The organism is Streptomyces sp. NPDC060064 (assembly GCF_042736455.1).
Taxonomy (GTDB): Bacteria; Actinomycetota; Actinomycetes; order Streptomycetales; family Streptomycetaceae; genus Streptomyces.
The window spans coordinates 126,538-142,927 of the sequence record NZ_JBHWWF010000021.1 but is presented as its reverse complement, the minus strand read 5'-3'; the positions used below and the strand labels follow the sequence as shown (position 1 = coordinate 142,927).

12 protein-coding genes and 2 pseudogenes are annotated in these 16,390 nt (G+C 69.2%); 6 read left to right on the top strand and 8 right to left on the bottom strand.

Annotation, left to right across the window (positions count from 1 at the left end; all coding sequences use genetic code 11):
- The first annotated feature begins 12 nt into the window (after positions 1 to 12).
- The 3 genes and pseudogenes from ACFWDI_RS24695 to ACFWDI_RS24685 form a co-directional block, all read left to right on the top strand.
- On the top strand, positions 13 to 1,083 hold the full coding sequence (locus ACFWDI_RS24695; protein WP_385306923.1) for a glycosyltransferase family 4 protein: 1,071 nt from the start codon (positions 13 to 15) through the stop codon (positions 1,081 to 1,083).
- Complete coding sequence (locus ACFWDI_RS24690; protein WP_385306888.1) at positions 1,011 to 1,925, top strand: class I SAM-dependent methyltransferase; 915 nt, start codon at positions 1,011 to 1,013, stop codon at positions 1,923 to 1,925. The genes ACFWDI_RS24695 and ACFWDI_RS24690 overlap by 73 nt, the downstream gene beginning before the upstream one ends.
- Positions 1,922 to 2,752, top strand: a pseudogene (locus ACFWDI_RS24685) (lysylphosphatidylglycerol synthase transmembrane domain-containing protein); the annotation flags it as partial. The gene ACFWDI_RS24690 and the pseudogene ACFWDI_RS24685, both read left to right, overlap by 4 nt.
- A gap of 276 nt (positions 2,753 to 3,028) precedes the next feature.
- Here ACFWDI_RS24685 and ACFWDI_RS24680 read toward each other — a convergent pair.
- Both ACFWDI_RS24680 and ACFWDI_RS24675 read right to left on the bottom strand, forming a co-directional pair.
- Positions 3,029 to 3,676, bottom strand: a pseudogene (locus ACFWDI_RS24680) (RibD family protein); the annotation flags it as partial.
- Complete coding sequence (locus tag ACFWDI_RS24675) at positions 3,673 to 4,419, bottom strand: creatininase family protein (RefSeq protein ID WP_327327095.1); 747 nt, start codon at positions 4,417 to 4,419, stop codon at positions 3,673 to 3,675. The gene ACFWDI_RS24675 and the pseudogene ACFWDI_RS24680, both read right to left, overlap by 4 nt.
- A gap of 127 nt (positions 4,420 to 4,546) precedes the next feature.
- On the opposite strand from ACFWDI_RS24675, the gene ribA reads away from it, so the two are divergent.
- A complete protein-coding gene (gene ribA, locus ACFWDI_RS24670; protein WP_385306886.1) occupies positions 4,547 to 5,200 on the top strand; it encodes a GTP cyclohydrolase II in 654 nt (217 codons plus the stop codon).
- A 15-nt stretch (positions 5,201 to 5,215) separates the two neighbouring features.
- Here ribA and ACFWDI_RS24665 read toward each other — a convergent pair whose 3' ends face one another.
- On the bottom strand, positions 5,216 to 5,836 hold the full coding sequence (locus ACFWDI_RS24665; RefSeq protein WP_385306884.1) for an L-threonylcarbamoyladenylate synthase: 621 nt from the start codon (positions 5,834 to 5,836) through the stop codon (positions 5,216 to 5,218).
- A 309-nt stretch (positions 5,837 to 6,145) separates the two neighbouring features.
- Positions 6,146 to 6,319 carry a CsbD family protein gene (locus tag ACFWDI_RS24660; protein ID WP_327328560.1) on the bottom strand — a complete coding sequence of 58 codons (174 nt, stop codon included), beginning with the start codon at positions 6,317 to 6,319 and terminating at the stop codon, positions 6,146 to 6,148.
- A gap of 333 nt (positions 6,320 to 6,652) precedes the next feature.
- Between ACFWDI_RS24660 and ACFWDI_RS24655 the strand changes: the two genes are divergently transcribed.
- Positions 6,653 to 7,000: a PRC-barrel domain containing protein gene (locus ACFWDI_RS24655; RefSeq protein ID WP_385306882.1), complete on the top strand. Its 348-nt coding sequence runs from the start codon at positions 6,653 to 6,655 to the stop codon at positions 6,998 to 7,000.
- 375 nt (positions 7,001 to 7,375) lie between these two features.
- Here ACFWDI_RS24655 and ACFWDI_RS24650 read toward each other — a convergent pair whose 3' ends face one another.
- From ACFWDI_RS24650 to ACFWDI_RS24635, 4 genes are all read right to left on the bottom strand, one after another.
- Positions 7,376 to 10,222, bottom strand: a complete 2,847-nt coding sequence (locus tag ACFWDI_RS24650) for an NHLP bacteriocin export ABC transporter permease/ATPase subunit (protein ID WP_385306880.1) — start codon at positions 10,220 to 10,222, stop codon at positions 7,376 to 7,378.
- Between the two features lie 88 nt (positions 10,223 to 10,310).
- Positions 10,311 to 12,581 carry an NHLP family bacteriocin export ABC transporter peptidase/permease/ATPase subunit gene (locus tag ACFWDI_RS24645; RefSeq protein WP_385306878.1) on the bottom strand — a complete coding sequence of 757 codons (2,271 nt, stop codon included), beginning with the start codon at positions 12,579 to 12,581 and terminating at the stop codon, positions 10,311 to 10,313.
- On the bottom strand, positions 12,578 to 13,384 hold the full coding sequence (locus tag ACFWDI_RS24640; protein WP_385306876.1) for an HlyD family efflux transporter periplasmic adaptor subunit: 807 nt from the start codon (positions 13,382 to 13,384) through the stop codon (positions 12,578 to 12,580). Before ACFWDI_RS24640 ends, ACFWDI_RS24645 begins: the two co-directional genes overlap by 4 nt.
- A 191-nt stretch (positions 13,385 to 13,575) precedes the next feature.
- Complete coding sequence (locus tag ACFWDI_RS24635; RefSeq protein WP_385306874.1) at positions 13,576 to 13,812, bottom strand: type A2 lantipeptide; 237 nt, start codon at positions 13,810 to 13,812, stop codon at positions 13,576 to 13,578.
- A 598-nt stretch (positions 13,813 to 14,410) separates the two neighbouring features.
- On the opposite strand from ACFWDI_RS24635, the gene ACFWDI_RS24630 reads away from it, so the two are divergent.
- Positions 14,411 to 16,288, top strand: coding sequence for an endoglycosylceramidase (locus tag ACFWDI_RS24630; RefSeq protein WP_385306873.1), 1,878 nt, complete (start codon positions 14,411 to 14,413; stop codon positions 16,286 to 16,288).
- The last annotated feature ends 102 nt before the right edge of the window (positions 16,289 to 16,390 follow it).

Sequence of the window (16,390 nt, the reverse complement as noted above, 5' to 3'; positions counted from 1 at the left end):
GTGCACATCGTGATGCCCGGCGGCGTCGACGACCCGGCCGCGCCGAGTGGCGGCAATGTCTACGACCGCCGCGTGTGCCGGGACCTGCCCGGCATCGGCTGGCAGGTCTACGAACACACCGTCGCGGGCACCTGGCCACAGCCCGGAGCGGCCGCTCGCGCCGAGCTGTCCCGCATCCTGGCGGAGGCGGCGGACGGCACCGTCGTCCTCCTCGACGGACTCGTCGCCTGCGCCGTTCCCGACATCGTCGTCCGAGAGACCGAACGGCTGCGCCTGGTGGTACTGGTGCACCTGCCGCTGGGCGACGAGACAGGACTCGTCCCCGCCCGGGCGGCGGACCTGGACGCCCTGGAGCGCGAAACTCTGCGCGCCGTTCCGGCGGTCGTGGCGACCAGCAACTGGGCGGCCCGCCGGCTCGTGTCCCACCACCGGCTCGCCTCCGGCCGGGTCCATGTCGCCGCCCCCGGCGCCGACATCGAGCCTTCGGCGCCCGGCACCGACGGAGCCTCGCGGCTGCTGTGCGTTGCCTCGGTGACCCCGCGCAAGGGGCAGTACCGGCTGGTGAAGGCACTTGCGACCGTCGCGGACCTGCCCTGGACCTGTGTATGCGTCGGCGGCCTCGACCAGGATCCCGGCTATGTCGCCAGTCTGCGGGAGCTGATCGAGAAGTCCGGTCTCGGCGACCGGGTCCACCTCGTCGGACCGCAGGCCGGCGCGGAGCTGGACGCGAGCTACGCCGCCGCCGACCTCATGGTGCTCACCTCGTACGCCGAAACGTACGGCATGGCCGTGACCGAGGCACTCGCGCGCGGTATTCCCGTGCTGGCGACGGCCGTCGGCGGGCTCCCGGAGGCTGTCGGGCGCGCGCCCGACGGCAGCGTGCCGGGCATGCTCGTACCGTCGGAAGACCCCGCGGCACTCCCGACGGCACTGCGTCGCTGGTTCGGCGAGCCCGGCCTGCGCCGCCGGTTGAAGACAGCCGCACACGACCGGCGCACCGCGCTGGACGGTTGGGAGACGACGGCGCGGAATCTGGCCGGCGCGCTCGAACAACTCCGACTCGAACCCCGGAGGGCCGCGTGAGTACGACCGACGCGCCTGGTTATGCACCCGAGTGGCTGGAGCTGCGGGAGGGCGCCGACGCCGACGCCCGCGCAGCCGGGCTCCTCGAGCCGCTCCAACACTGGTTGGCGGGTCAGGAGCGAGGGCCCGACGGGATCGTGATCCGCGATCTCGGCTGCGGCACCGGCTCCATGGGACGCTGGCTCGCACCCCGGCTGAACGGTCCCCAGCACTGGATCCTGCACGACCGCGACCCCGTTCTGCTCGACCTGGCCGCCGTGCGAACGCCCCGTACGGCGGCAGACGGCAGCCGCGTGACGGTGGCGACCGAACGAGGTGACATCGACCGCCTGACCGCGGAAGACCTGGACGGCGCCTCGCTGTTGACGGCCTCCGCTCTGCTGGACGTGCTCACCCGCGACGAGGTGGACGGGATCGCCGCGGCCTGCGCGGAAGCCGGCTGTCCGGCCCTGCTGGCCCTCTCCGTGGTGGGGCGGGTCGAGCTGACACCGGCCGATCCGCTGGACGCGGAGTTCGCCGACGCCTTCGACGCCCACCAGCGCCGCAGCGGGCTGCTCGGACCCGATGCCGTGTCGGTGGCCTCGGTGGCCTTCGCACGGCAAGGGGCGATGGTACGGGTGCTGGCCAGCCCGTGGCGGCTCGGCGCCGATGAGTCGGCGTTGATGGCGGAGTGGCTACGGGGCTGGGTCGGCGCGGCCTGTGAGGAGCGCCCGGCCCTGGCGCAGCGCGCCGACGCGTATCTGCGCCGCCGCCTGGAGGCGTGCGCGGCGGGGGAGTTGCGGGTGGTGGTGTACCACAGCGATCTCCTGGCGCTGCCCCGGCCTGCGGGCGGGACATCATGAGCGCGCAGACGGTCCGGGCCCGGGTCGGCACGATCGCCGGAGCGGGCATCCTCGCGGTGCTGGTGTGGCGTCTTGGCACCGGCGCATTCCTGGACGGGCTGAGCAGGATCGACGGCCCGACCCTCCTGGCCGCTCTCGGACTCGGTCTGCTCACCACCGTGTTCAGCGCCTGGCGCTGGCGCCTCGTCGCCCGCGGCCTGAGCATCCGGCTGCCACTGGGCCGGGCCGTCGCCGACTACTACCGGGCCCTGTTTCTGAACGCGGCGCTGCCCGGCGGCGTACTCGGCGATGTGCACCGCGCGGTGCGGCACGGGCAGAACACGGGTGACGTCGGCCGCGGCGTGCGCGCGGTCGTCCTCGAACGGACCGCGGGCCAGCTGGTCCTGATCGCGGTCGGTGTGACGGTACTGGTCGCCCAGCCGTCCCCGGCCCTGGCGGAGACCCATCACCTCGCCACGTCACCGGTGGTCGCTCTGGCTCTCGCCGTGGTGGGCGGGCTGATGATCACGGCAGCCGTACGTCTCGGCAGGAAGCCGGGCACATCCCGATGGCGCCGGGCGGTCCGAGCCGCGCTGGCGGAAGCGCGGCTCGGACTGCTCGCCCGCAGAAGCTGGCCGGGAGTGGTGATGTCGTCGGTCGTGGTGCTCGCGGGGCACCTCGGCACGTTCCTTCTCGCCGCCCGGGCAGCGGGGTCAACGGCTCCGTTCGCCCAGCTCGTGCCCCTGATGGTGCTGGCCCTGCTCGCCATGGCGCTGCCGCTGAACGTCGGTGGCTGGGGTCCCAGGGAAGGCGTCACCGCCTGGGCCTTCGGCGCCGCCGGCCTGGGCGCCGCCCAGGGGCTGACCGTCGCCGTGATCTATGGAGTGCTCACCTTCGCCGCGAGCCTGCCCGGTATCGGGGTGATCGCCGGTCAGTGGCTCGTCCGTCTGCGGCGCCCGCAGCTCCAGCTCGAACAGCGTGTCCTCGCCGAGGACGGCGCGTCGTACCGGCGGGCGAAGGGCGTCCCGCATCACCGGCTGACCGGCGAAGCGGAGCCCCGGGATGCCGTCGCCGAGCAGGACCGGTGCCACGGTGACGTAGAGCCGGTGCAGTGCGCCCTCGCCCAGGAAACGCGACACGGTGACACCGCCGCCCTCGATCAGCACCCGGCCGAGGCCGCGCCGGGCGAGCGCCTGCACCAGCCGGTTCGGGGCGAACGCGTCGCTGTCCGGCAGCGTCAGGATGTCGACGCCGTCCGGAACGGCCTCGCGGTGGTCACTGCCCGCGCCCACCACCCACAGGGTCGGTGCTGCCCCGTCGGTGAACACCCGGTGACTCAGCGGTACGCGGCCGTGCGGATCGACGACGACGCGCACCGGGTTGGCCCCGGGGCAGGCACGCACGGTCAGTTGGGGGTCGTCGGCGACAGCGGTGCCGGCCCCGACGACCACCGCGTCGGCGAGCGCGCGCAGGCGGTGCAGATGGCAGCGGTCCTCCTCGCCGGTGACATAGTCGGCGTCGCCGGTACGGGTCGCGATGAACCCGTCCAGGCTCTGCCCGAGTTGGGCGAAGGTGAGGTGCGGACCGGCCAGGCACAGCGGCAGATAGCGGTCGGCGAGCAACTCCGCCTCGGGCGAGGCCTCCTGCCTCCAGAGCCGTCCGCCGTCCGCTCCCCGGACCAGCCCGGCGGCCTCGGCGTCCGGCTCGGACCGGATGCCCCGCAGCCGCTCCCAGGCCTCTGCCGCGTCGAGTACGGTGCTGCGGCCGGTCATCGCGTCTCCCGCGGGGTGAGAAGTGAGACGTACTCACCGAAGGAGTCGACAAGTCCGGCCAGCAGCTCCTTTCCCTTCTCGGCGGACGCCATTGACGGACGGCCGATGACACCGGACTCCGTATAGGAAGGCATGCCCAGAGTGAGTAGATGCTTACGGTCGTCGGCAAGGAAATCGGCGGTTTCATAACCGGAGCGGACGAGTTCGGGGTGGGCGTGCAGCAGAATCGATGTCTCGACTTCACCCGCGTGCATATCGCTGTGCGACGGGGTCTGGACACCGGCCCTGACCCGTGCCGCATCCCAGTCCGCCGAGCCCGGGAAAAGCGCCATACGGATTCCGCTGCCGGCGGATTCCTGAACCACATTGCGCAGTACGTAATTTCCGCCGTGCCCGTTCACCAGAATCAGGGCGCCGACACCGGACCGGCGGAGCGAGTCGGCGATGTCCCGTACGACGGCGTAGAGGGTCGCGGCGGAAATGCTCACGGTTCCGGGCCAGGCAGCATGCTCGTGCGAGCAGGAGAACGTCAGCGGAGGAAGGAGGTGAACCGGATGGGCGGCAGCGACCTCCCCGGCGATGGTGGAGGCGATGACCGTGTCTGTCACCAGGGGGAGAAACGCCCCGTGCTGCTCGAAGCTGCCGATGGGAAGGACGGCGACATCGGCCCGCCGGGTCCTCACGTCCTCCGTGGAGTCCAGTGGCCACAGGCCCCATGGCTGTGGCGTTCCCGAACCGCTCATGTCTTTCCGGCCTTTCGTTGTGCACTCTGCGCGCCCGTGGTCGAACGTGATGAAACGGGCAGCCAGTTGATGTACCTTCGCCATTTTCCCTCACACTGCCAGAAGTTTGCCAGATAGGATCAGGGTCATGACAGAAAGTGATGGCGTGCTCGTTGACAGTGTTCGTCCATCAGGTGTCGAACGAGTGGTGGAAGTGCGGCTGGCCACCATGCACGGCGAGTTTCTCGCTATCGGCTACCTGGACCGCCAAAGCGGCGATGAACAAATGGTGCTGGTATACGGCGATATCGAGAGAGACGGAGCGCTGACCCGTGTGCATTCCGAGTGCCTGACCGGAGATGTCTTCGGGTCCAAGCACTGTGAATGCGGCGACCAACTGTCCGCCGCGCTGCACACCATCGTGACGGAGGGGCGCGGCATTCTCGTCTATCTTCAGGGGCACGAGGGGCGAGGAATCGGTCTCTTGGGCAAGCTCCGGGCGATGAAGCTCCAAGCGGAGGGTCTTGACACGGTCGAGGCGAATCTCGCCCTCGGGTTCCCGGCCGACGCCCGCGACTACCGGGTCGCGGCGGACATCCTGCACGACCTCGGTGTGCAATCCGTGCGGCTGCTGTCGAACAACCCGCTCAAGAGCGAAGCGCTGCTGCGGTACGGCATCAAAATCGCCGAGCCGGTTCCGCTGCTGATCCCGCCGCGCGAAGAGAACATGGCCTACTTGTGGACCAAGCGGGAACGCCTCGATCATTTCTTGCCGCACTTGGACGGCGCGGCCGACGGTTAGGGGTTGTCCTCGCGGCTACTCGAACCGTGTGGTGTCGCCTGCCCCTCGGCGTACGATCTCGAGTTCGCCGCCGGAGAAGTCGATGACCGTGGTCGGCTCGGTGCCGCAGTCGCCCGAGTCGACCACGGCGTCCACCACGTGGTCGAGTCGTTCCTTGATCTCCCAGCCCTGCGTCATCGGCTCGTCCTCGTCGGGCAGGAGCAGGGTGCTGGAGAGCAGCGGCTCGCCGAGGTCGGCGAGCAGAGCCTGAGCAACGACATGGTCAGGAATCCGGACTCCGACCGTCTTCTTCTTCGGGTGCAGCAACTGGCGCGGCACCTCCTTCGTCGCAGGCAGGATGAAGGTGTAACTGCCGGGCGTCGCTGCCTTGATCGCGCGGAACACGTCGTTGTCGATGTGCACGAACTGACCCAGCTGCGCGAAGTTCTGGCACACAAGGGTGAAGTGGTGACGATCGTCGAGGTTCCGGATCGACCGGATCCGGCTGATGCCGTCACGACTGCCCAGCTGGCATCCCAATGCGTAGCAGGAGTCTGTCGGGTACGCGACGAGCGCGCCGGATCGGATGCTGTCGGCCACATTGCTGATGGTGCGCCGCTGAGGATTCTCGGGGTGCACGTCGAAGTACTTCGCCATTCACCGAGTCTAATGGCCCGTTCCGTAAATGATCTCCGACTGGGTGCGGGCACGGCCGAGTGGCTTGTGGCCGGACGGTCTGTCCGGCGAGATTCCCGGGCGCCGCGACCAGCAGCGGCATGTCTTCCAGGGGCCGACCCCAAAGCCGGCCCCTGGACGACATTGCCGGCTCCCTCGCGCGCAGCACGGTCTCCGGCTTGCAGAACTGGCACGGAGAACAGTGCAGTTGCGAGGTTTCGAGGTCCGCCGTTCACAAACGGACCAACGAGAGCCGTGCTTCATGCGCGGTGAGGCGTCGGACGTACTCGGCTAGTCGCGGAAGACGTCCTTGATCTTCTCCTTCGCCTGGCGGGCGTCACCCTTGACCTGATCGGCACGGCCTTCGGCGGTCATCCGCTCGTTGCCCACCGTCCGGCCCGCCGCCTCCTTGGTCTTGCCCTTGGCCTGCTCGGCCTTCGCCTTGGCCTTCTCATCGGCAGCCACAGTGCTCACATCCCAACAATCGACATCAGCAGTTCGTCCTCCGTGTGACCTCGATACGTGGCCGCAAACTCGCGCACCCGCGATTCTGGGAATCGAGGCGCGATTTCGGCCATGCTCCAGCCCGGCGCAGAGCGGTGCGCCCCCGGGATCTGCGCCTCCAGTTCGCCGCCCCCCCGCCCGTTTCAGAAAGAAGCTCGTTATTCGGTGTGAGGAAGAAGATGCAGGGAACTCGCCTGGAGTCGCCGCACCGAAGGGAAGCGCATCTTCTCGGCCGATGTGCGGCGGTTACCGATTCAACTGTTTTCCCTGCGTCTTCAATATGAGGGAGTTTCCATGAGTGAGCACATCTGGGGCTACGTTCCGACCGCGGGCCACACCCCGGACGACGATCTGACGGGCTACAAGGTCGAGGCCACCGACGGGCATATCGGCAAGGTCGACAAGCACTCCACCGAGGTCGGCTCGCAGTACATCGTCGTCGACACCGGTGTCTGGATATTCGGCAAGGAGGTCATGCTCCCGGCCGGCACGATCACCAGCATCGACCACGAGGACAGGACGATCCGGGTCTCCCGCTCCAAGGACGAGATCAAGGCATCGCCCGAGTTCGACAAGGAAAAGCACCTCGGTGACCCCGCCTACCGCGACCAGCTCGGCGGCTACTACAGCTCCGGTCACTGACGAAAACGCAATGCGGCCGGTCCGGGGGCGGATTCCTGCGGGGATCCGCCCCCGGCGTATGCGCGGCCACGGATCGTTCCGCGACAAGTCGAACTCGACGCCGGGTCCGATGCTCTGCTTGATGGTCCACACCCGCTGAAATTCGTGGCGTTCCTCCTGTTGCAGACGGTGCGTTCGCCTTCAGTTCCGCCTGAACAGCCGATGTGCGCCACATCGGGCACAGCGCTTCTGGATTCGCCCGAAGAGAAACGGCAGGCGAATTACCTGACCATGTCAATGAGACCTCCGAACACGGCTCGGTCATAGAGCCGGTGGTGCCACTCATTGGCGTCCGGAGCGGGCTGGGCCGACCGTTGTCGTCGGTGCGGGCGGCCATCACGTCATCTGGCGGCGCACCAGTTCGTGCAGATGGCCGCCCGCACGCGCGAGCAGTTCGGACGGTGCGCCCTCCTCGACGATCCGCCCGTCCGACATGACGATCACGCGGTCGGCATCCATGACCGTGGAGAGCCGGTGGGCGATCACCAGCCGGCTCGCGCTCAGCCTGCGGGTGCTCTCGATTACGATGCGCTGGGTCTCGTTGTCCAGCGCGCTGGTGGCCTCGTCGAAGAAGAGGATGCGGGGGCGGCGAATGAGGGCCTGGGCGATCATCAGGCGTTGGCGCTGGCCGCCGGAGATCGCACCGCTGCCGGCGATCATGGTGTGCAGACCCATCGGCATCCGCTTGATGTCCTCGGCGAGGCCGGCCATCTCGGCGGCCTCCCACGCCTCTTCCTGGCTGAAGGCCTCGGCGCCGCAGATGCAGTCCAGGATCGATCCGGTGAGCGGCTGCGCGTTCTGCAGGACCACCCCGCACTGGCGGCGTACCGCCGACTGGTCCAGAGCGGCCAGATCCTGGCCGTCGTAGAGCACGCTGCCCGAGGCCGGCTTGTCGAAGCCGATCAGGAGCCGGAGCAGTGTCGACTTCCCGCAGCCGCTGGGGCCGACGATCGCCACGAACTCGCCCGGCTGCACCTGAAGCGACACGTCGTCGAGGACGAGTGGGCCGTCGTCGGAGTAGCGGAAGGAGAGCTTTCGGGCCTCGATCCCGCCGGAGAGTGCGCCGGGCTGCGCGCTGGTGCCGCGGACCTCCGGCGCCTCGTCCAGGACCGGCTTGACCTGTTCGAACATGGGCAGGACGGCAGCGGCCGAGACCAGCGCCCCGGAGATCTGCGTGACCGAGGTCAGCAGCATTGTCACCGAGGTGTTGAAGGTGAGGAACTCGCCGGCCGACATGCTGCCGCGGGCGGGACCGGCCAGCAGCATGAACATCAGGAGCGAACAGAGCGGCAGGTAGACCGCGTCGAGGACGGTGGTCAGGTTCCTGATCCGGCCCGCCCGCTGCTGCAGTTCGCGGGAGCGGGCGAACTCCCGGGCCCAGGCGGCGTACGCGAAGCTCTCCGCCGCGGCGACGCGCAGCTTGGGAAGTCCGCGCAGGGTCTGGAACGCCTGGTTGTTCAGCTTGTTGCCGAGCTCGACCAGCTGCCGCTGCCACCGCAGCTGCCACATGCCCATCCCGAGGAACACGGCTCCGATGACGACCAGCATGGCGATCGCCGCCAGCGCCAGCGGCACGCTGTAGCAGAGCAGCAGAACGAGGTTCATCGCACCGACCGTGCCTGCCTGTACGGCCACCGGGCCGATGCCGGACAGCACCCGCCGGATGGTGCTGATCCCCATCGCCGCACTGGCCAGCTCTCCGGTGGAGCGCTCGGTGAAGAACTTCGTCGGCAGCCGCAACAGCCGGTCCCATACGGCCGGCTGGAGCGCGCTCTCCATACGTCCTTCCATCCGCAGCACGGTCAGGTTCTGCAACAGCATGAAAGCGGCGGAGACAATGCTGGCGATCATGACGGCCAGTGAGAGCTGGACGATGAGGCTTCTCTCGGCCGTCGGTACGTACACGCCGAGCACCTGGCCGGTCGCGATCGGCACCAGCGCACCGAGAGCGACGGTCACCAGCCCGGCGAGGGCCAGATTGCGTACGTCGGTGCCGGAGTCGCGCAGGCTGAAGCGGAGCAGCCGCCACGGGGTCATGGGACGTTCCGGCAGCGGGCGGTAGAACATCACGGCGCGCGGCTCGAACTCGTCCGCGCTGTCCTTGCCGATGCGCCGTCGCAGCCCCGATGCCGGGTTCACCGCCTCGTACCGCCCACGGCGCCACAGCAGCGCCACCGGTGCTCCGGACTTCGCCCAATGGCCCACCAGCGGACCGGAGTTCGTACGCCACCAGCGGCCGTCGAGCCTGATCGGGCGGGTACGGATCCGCGAGCCGACCGCGATCCGCTCGACCGGAGTGACGCGGTCGTTGACCGCGCCGCTCTTCGGGGGCTCGGTGAGGGTGATCCCGGCTGCCTCCGCGACCCGGCGGCAGACGGCGAACGTGGCGTCGTCGGTGGCCCGGTCCACGGCGGCAGTTGCCCGCCCCGCCCGGTCCCGCTTGCCGATGGACGCCAGCAGCGCCTGGTCGGCCCGCGCGCGGACGGCTTCGCCCGCCTTGATGCCGGCCGCCGTACGGTCCTCGTGAGCGCGCTCGAGCCGTTCGATCCAGCGGTCCACCGCGGACAGCAGCCGGTACTGCTGGTTGACCATCTGCTGCCACATCGCGCCGTCGACCAGGAGGTCGCCCGCCGCCTCGGCGCTGTAGGAGGCGCCGTACTGCACGCTGCCCGGCGGGACCGGCATCCACAGAATGTCGTCGTCGGCCACGGCCTCGTCGATGGCCGGGCGGTCCTCCAGCGGGGCCTCGAACAGGACGCCCAGGCTGCGGCCGATGCCGAGCGCGAAGGCATGTTCCAGCGGAGTCGGCGCCTGGTACTGGGTGTCGTACTGCGCTGCGTACGGGTCGTACCCGTCGTACCCACCGTGCCCGCCGCCGTATTCGCCGTACTCGGGCCGGTACAGCTCCCGCAGCGCGATCCGGCGCAGCAGACAGTCCTGCGAGGGCCTGCCGAGCAGCGTGTGCTGCGGGCCTTCGACCGGGCCGAGCAGCAGCGTTCCCGCCTCGAGACGGCCGAGGAAGTGCCAGTGCCCCTGCTGAGCGGTGTCGACCGTGAACAGATCCAGGGACCCGCCCACGACGAGCCACAGCACCAGCGGCCCTTCCAGCGGCACGCTGCGCAGGCCGGAGCAGTCGACGGGCGTGCCGAGGCCACCGAGCGCGTACGTCACCGCGTCGGTCACGCCCGGCCCCAGGACCCCGGACGGGTGAGTGGACGGTTGAGCGGACGGGTGACTGGACGGTTGAGCGGACGGATGTACGGATGACACGTCAGTGCTCCTTGACCAGCTCGGCGTACGGGCCCCCGGCGGCGACCAGGTCCTCGTGCCGGCCACGCTCGACGACCGAACCGTGGTCGAGGACCACGATCTCGTCGCTGTCGCGCACCGTGCTCAGCCGGTGGGCGATCACGACGCACGCGCAGCCGCGCCGCCGCAGATTGTCGATGATGGTCTGCTCCGTCTGCGCGTCCAGAGCGCTCGTCACCTCGTCGAGGACGAGGATGCTCGGCCGCCGGACCAGCGCCCGGGCGATCTCCAGACGCTGCCGCTGCCCGCCGGAGAAATTGCGGCCGTCCTGCTCGACCCGGCTGTGGATGCCGTCGGGCCGCCGTGCGATCACGTCGTCGAAGAGGGCGGCGTCCTTCAGAGCAGTGACGACGGCCTCGTCGGTTATCGACGGGTCCCACAGCGCCACGTTGTCCCGGACGGTGCCTTCGAAGAGGAAGACATCCTGGTCGACGAAGGAGACCGAGGCGGCCAGCGCGCTGCGGGAAATGTCCTCCAGGCGCTGCCCGTCGATCCGGATGGTCCCCTCCCACGGGCTGTACAGGCCGGAGATCAGCCGCGAGACGGTGGACTTGCCGCTCCCGGATCCGCCGACGAGGGCGACCTGCCGACCCGGACCGACGGTCAGCGAGAAGCCGCTGAGCAGCGGCTTGTCCAGTGGGCTGTAGCCGAAGGTGATGTTCTCCAGCGTCACATGGCCCTTGAGCCTGCGCGTGCTCGCATCCCGCTCCCGGCGCGAGTACAGCGAGTCGACCGGGAAGCTCTCGACGTCCTTCAGCCGGGCCACATCGGCCGCGAAGTCCTGAATCCTGCCCGCCACTCCGTTCAGCCGGGTGATCGGCGCGGTGAAGCGGGTCACCAGCGCCTGGAAGGCGACGAGCAGACCGATCGAGATATGGCCTTCCACCGCCCGCAGTCCGCCGATCCAGAGGATCAGCGCACTGTTGAGCGCCGCGAGGGTGGGGGCGACGACGGCCAGGGCCGCGCTCGGCACGCCCAGCCGCTGCTGTTCCTCCAGCGTGGTGGCGTGCTGGCCGGCCCAGCGCCGGAAGTAGCCGTTCTCACCGCCGGTGGCCTTCATGGTCTCGATCAGCTGAAGGCCGGTGTACGAGGTGTTGGTCAGCCTGGCGCTGTCCGCGCGCAGCTTCTGGGTGTGGGTGGCCCGCAGCCGGATCACGATGCGCATCGCGACCACATTGAGCAGTGCGATCAGCACGCCGATGACGGTCAGTTGAGGGTCGTACGTCCACAGCAGGACGGCGTAGAGGATCACCACGACCCCGTCGACACCCGCGGCGGCGAGGTCTCTCGCCAGTGTTTCGGCCACCGCGTCGTTGGACTGCAGACGCTGGACCAGATCGGCCGGGCTGCGCTGGGCGAAGAACGTGACCGGCAGTCTCAGCAGATGCCGCAGGAACCGGGCGCTGCTGAGCGTGGACGAGATGATGCGTCCGCGCAGCAGGTTCGCCTGCTGAAGACCGGTCAGTACGGCGGTGAGCCCGATCATCGCGGCCATCGACGCGAAGAGTGGTCCCAGCAGCGAGGTCTGATTGCCGATCAGGAACATGTCGATGTACGTACGGCTCAGCGCGGGCACCGCCGCGCCGACCGCGACGAGCAGAAGGCTGGCCAGCAACGAGGCCAGCAGGGTGCCCTTCGTGCCCCGCAGCCTCGCGGGCACGGCGCCCATGACTCCCGGCTTGCGGCCGCCGCGGCGGAAGTTGTCGGCGGGCTCGAAGACCAGGGCGACACCGGTGAAGCTGGTGTCGAAGTCCTCCATCGCCACAAAGCGGCGGCCCTTGTCGGGGTCGTTGATGTGAACGCCCCGGCGGCCGAGCTTGCGTCCCATGCCGTCGTAGACGACATAGTGGTTGAACTCCCAGAAAAGGATGGCCGGAGCCTGCACCTCGGCGAGCGCTGCCGGTTCCATCTGCATGCCCTTGGCCTGCAGACCGTAACTGCGCGCGGCCTTCAGCAGATTGCTGGCCCGCGAGCCGTCGCGGGAGACGCCGCACGCGATACGCAGCTCCTCGAGCGGGACATGCCGCCCGTAGTGCGCGAGCACCATGGCCAGCGAGGCGGCACCGCACTCCAGGGCCTCCATCTGGAGGACGGTGGGCGTACGAACGGTCCTCCGTTTCTTGACCTTGGGGGCAGGGGCGGGGGCGCGGCGCGCACGGCGCCCAGGGGTCGGCGCGTTCTCGGGGCGGTGCCGGCCGCGGCCCGCCGGTGGCAGTTGCTGCTGCGCGGTCATGGAAGCAGCCAATCGATCGGATGCTGCTCGGCCAGATGGATGGCCCCGGTGGCCAGGGTCATGGAGTCGACCGCGTACGGCGGACCGTCCGAAGAGGACCAGGCGTAACCGGACTTGGTCTGCGACGACCGGTCCAGGCGCACCAGGACCGCGACGGGCTGGCCGTGCTGCGAGAACTGCTCGCCCAACTGGCTGCTGCCGAGGAGGGCGGTGATCCGCTGGCGGGTCTGGGCGGTCCGGCCGACGGCCTTCACCTTGCCGCGCAGCACGCCGTACTGCTGCGTCGGCACCGACTGGACGGTGATGTCCACCGTCGCGCCCACGGGCACCGTCGATCCGCTGTCGGCCGGCACGTACAGCATCGCCATCAGGGGATCGTCGGCCTTGTCGACCCGCTCCACGGCCGCCACATCCGATCCGGTCGTGACCACGGAGCCGATCGTGGCGGCGAGTGTGGTCAGCCGGCCTGCGGCGATCGTGCGGACGACCGTGCTGCCCTGCGCCGTACGGACCTTCACCAGGGGCGTGTTGGCGGGAACCCGCTGGCCTTCCTCGGCGAGTACGTCGGTGACCTGGCCCGCGACGGGGCTCTGCAGGACGTAGCTGCCCTGCGCATGAGTGAGGATTCCGGGTGCGCCGATGGTGGACGACACGGAGCCGGTCAGTGCCCAGACGGATGCGCCGATCATGACGATGACCGTGACGGTCAGGACGAGCCAGCCCTGTGGCCGGGCGAAACGCACCGGCAGATCGATGTCCTCGGGCGACTGCAGCTTGGAAAGGGCCTGTTGGCGGAACTGCACGACACTCTTCCCTCAACTGCACTGGTTCTTCGGGGGGTCAGCGCGCACCCATGGTGGCGCGCGGGCGGCGGCCGCATGCCCCGGACCCGTGGGGGATCCGGGGCATGAGGTCCGGCGCGTCGGCAGGAGGGGAACGCCGACGAGCCGTAGTCACCGCTTGGCTGTGCCGCTCTCAGCGGCACAGGACCGGCTCAGAGACCGGCGACGAGGCCCGTGACGCCGGCGGTGTTCAGACCGGTGAGGCCCTCGGCGGTGCCGACGACGGAGCCGACGGTGCCGGAGGCGGCGCCGAGGACACCGGAGACCGGGACGACGGAGTCGACGGTGCCGGTGAGGGCGCCCGCAGCCTGGCCCACCAGACCACCGGACACGTTGTCCAGGTCGGCGTCGGAGATTACCTGGGTCTCAACCTGGGGGGTGGAGTTCATGATGAGCTTCCCTTCGCATGACTAACTCGAATTGCTGCGATGGAGTCTTTCGACTCCCGCAGTGCGAAGGATCAAAGCACGCAGGCGCGTTGTGCGGCGAATCGGACAGCTCCCGATCGGGGCGGTACAGGGCCGTTGAATAACGTCGCGTGCACGCGCATCCATGGATTGGGGTCATCTTCTTCACGTATCCGCACAGCTCAATTGCGCTGAACCGGCGCCCCCTTGGCGCCGAAGGGGACATTCCCGCATCAAACGACGGATGGGCAGGTCAGCACGGGGAGGGTGCACCGGAGGCCGTGTGACGCCTGCGTATTCCGTGTGCAGATTCACTGAAGAACCCCTCCTTGTGTCAGGTGTCGCGCGCGCCGCAGGCGTCTATGTGTAGGGAGTGTTTCCGGCAGGTGTTGAGAGGGTGTTACTCGGTCTTATGGGTGCCCATTTCGGAGAAAGTGGTTCGGCCACCCGGAGAAGTGAAATAGCCGTATAACGGAGCTGCGCCGGACCCGGGCGGAATGGTCGATTCCGGTCGAAAGTGCGGTGTGTGGGGGTCTCGACGCCATTGACAATCTGACGGTCCGTCAAGATTGTGGTGGGCATGTCGAAGATGCGCATGCGTCTGATCGGTGTCCTCATCCTGCTGGCCACGTCCCTGACCGTCGAAGGCGCGCCGTCCGCCGCCGCGCCGTCCGCTGCCGCGCCGCTGCCCGGCTCACTCTGGTTCGACGAGCAGGCGGCCGCGGCGTTCACGGTCGACCACGGACGCTTCACCGACGGCCTCGGTCGCGAGGTGGTACTCCGTGGCTACAACGTCTCCGGCGAGACCAAGCTGGAGGAGAACGGCGGACTGCCCTTCGCCTCCGTCGCCGATGCCGAGAAGTCCGCGACCGCGCTGCGCGCGCTCGGCGGTGGCAACAGCGCGCGCTTCCTGCTGTCGTGGGCCCACGCCGAACCCGTACGAGGCCAGGTGGACCGCGCGTACCTCGCCGCCGCCACCGCACAGATGCGGGCCTTCCTGAAGGCCGGCGTCCGCGTCTACCCCGACTTCCACCAGGACCTCTACTCCCGGCACCTGTTCAACGAAGGCAGCTGGTACACCGGCGACGGAGCTCCCAAATGGGTGGTTGAGGCGGGTGGCTATCCACGCGAGTCGTGCGGGATCTGTCTCTTCTGGGGCCAGAACATCACTCAGAACGAGGCCGTGAAGCGGGCGGCGTACGACTTCTGGCACAACCGCGGCGGGGTCCAGGACGCCTTCCTGGCGACGGCTCAGGCGACGATGACCTACTTCGCCGAACACCTCGACGGCGCCGAGTTCGCGGCGGTCGCAGGCTTCGACCCGTACAACGAGCCGCACGCCGGCTCGTACGACTCCGGCCAGAGCAGCCGCATGTGGGAGCGGGACGTGCTCTGGCCCTTCTATACGAGGTTCCGGGCGCGCATGGACGCGGCCGGGTGGCAGAACAAGCCCGCCTTCGTGGAGCCGAACCTCTTCTGGAACTCCAATCTCTTCTTCCAGAAGCAGGAGGGCGGCCTCCTCGACGCCGGCGTGCTCGGCTCGCGGTATGTCTTCAACACCCACTTCTACGACCAGAAGGCGATCTCCGGCGTCTTCATGTGGGGCAAGGCCGCCGACGGCCAGTACGCCGGGCACTTCGGCGCCGTCCGTGACCGCGCGGCCGCCTCCGCGACAGCGGCGGTCGTCAGCGAGTTCGGCCATCCGCTGACCGGCACGGTCTCCGACAAGGCCCCGACGGTCGGCAAAGCGATGTACCAGGCCCTGGACTCCCGGCTGCCCGGCGCCACCTGGTGGTCGAAGCCCGAGCAGTCGGGGCCGGTGCTGTCCGGTTCGCAATGGCAGTGGGACATCTACCACGGCCGTCACCACGAGCTGATGAACGGCAACCCCGACAAGGTCCTGACCGCCGCGGACGCCTGGAACGAGGAGGACCTGTCGGCCGTCCGCCTCGACGACTCCGGCGCGGCGGTGCTGCGCCAGGACGCCCGGCTGCTGGACCGCCTCTACCCCAGCGCCACCGCGGGGCACACCGTCGCCTTCACCTACGAGGACCGCTCCCGCGACGGCTCCACCACACTCACCTGGAACCCCGTCCCGAAATCGCTCCCGCGGGTCTCGGAGCTCGTCGGTTCGGGCCAGTACGCCCTGCTCCTCTGGAAGTCGAACGCCTCGGCGGCCCCCACGGAGCTGCACCTCCCCGCCTCGTTCGACCCCGCCCGGACGACGGTGGTCTCCGACCTCGGCAAGGCTCACGGTCTCCCGTCGTACGACCGGGGCACCCCCATCGCCGCGGCCCCCGAACCCGGCGGCACCGGCAGCCGCCGCCTCCTGCTCACCGCACCGAACGCGACGGTCCTCCACCACGCCCTGATCACCAATGGCGCGGCGGCGCCCTCCGCCGAACTGCTGCAAGCGGCGCGAGAGGAACTGGCGGCGTGGTCGGAGGGCCGCGGCTGACGTCCTGATGTCCTACGGCTGGGACAGGGTGCCGGCGGCGGTGACCGACTCGGCCGGAGCCGAGGCGAGCGCGGTGAGACCGGGTCCGGCGCGTCAATCACC

What these genes read in the sequence shown, in the direction of transcription:
- ACFWDI_RS24665 (WP_385306884.1), bottom strand. Translation starts at nt 5,836, where the DNA reads ATGGCGAAGTACTTCGACGTGCACCCCGAGAATCCTCAGCGGCGCACC.
- ACFWDI_RS24655 (WP_385306882.1), top strand. Translation starts at nt 6,653, where the DNA reads ATGAGTGAGCACATCTGGGGCTACGTTCCGACCGCGGGCCACACCCCG.
- ACFWDI_RS24645 (WP_385306878.1), bottom strand. Translation starts at nt 12,581, where the DNA reads ATGACCGCGCAGCAGCAACTGCCACCGGCGGGCCGCGGCCGGCACCGC.
- ACFWDI_RS24635 (WP_385306874.1), bottom strand. Translation starts at nt 13,812, where the DNA reads ATGAACTCCACCCCCCAGGTTGAGACCCAGGTAATCTCCGACGCCGAC.
- ACFWDI_RS24630 (WP_385306873.1), top strand. Translation starts at nt 14,411, where the DNA reads ATGTCGAAGATGCGCATGCGTCTGATCGGTGTCCTCATCCTGCTGGCC.
- ribA (WP_385306886.1), top strand. Translation starts at nt 4,547, where the DNA reads ATGACAGAAAGTGATGGCGTGCTCGTTGACAGTGTTCGTCCATCAGGT.
- ACFWDI_RS24675 (WP_327327095.1), bottom strand. Translation starts at nt 4,419, where the DNA reads ATGAGCGGTTCGGGAACGCCACAGCCATGGGGCCTGTGGCCACTGGAC.
- ACFWDI_RS24695 (WP_385306923.1), top strand. Translation starts at nt 13, where the DNA reads ATGCCCGGCGGCGTCGACGACCCGGCCGCGCCGAGTGGCGGCAATGTC.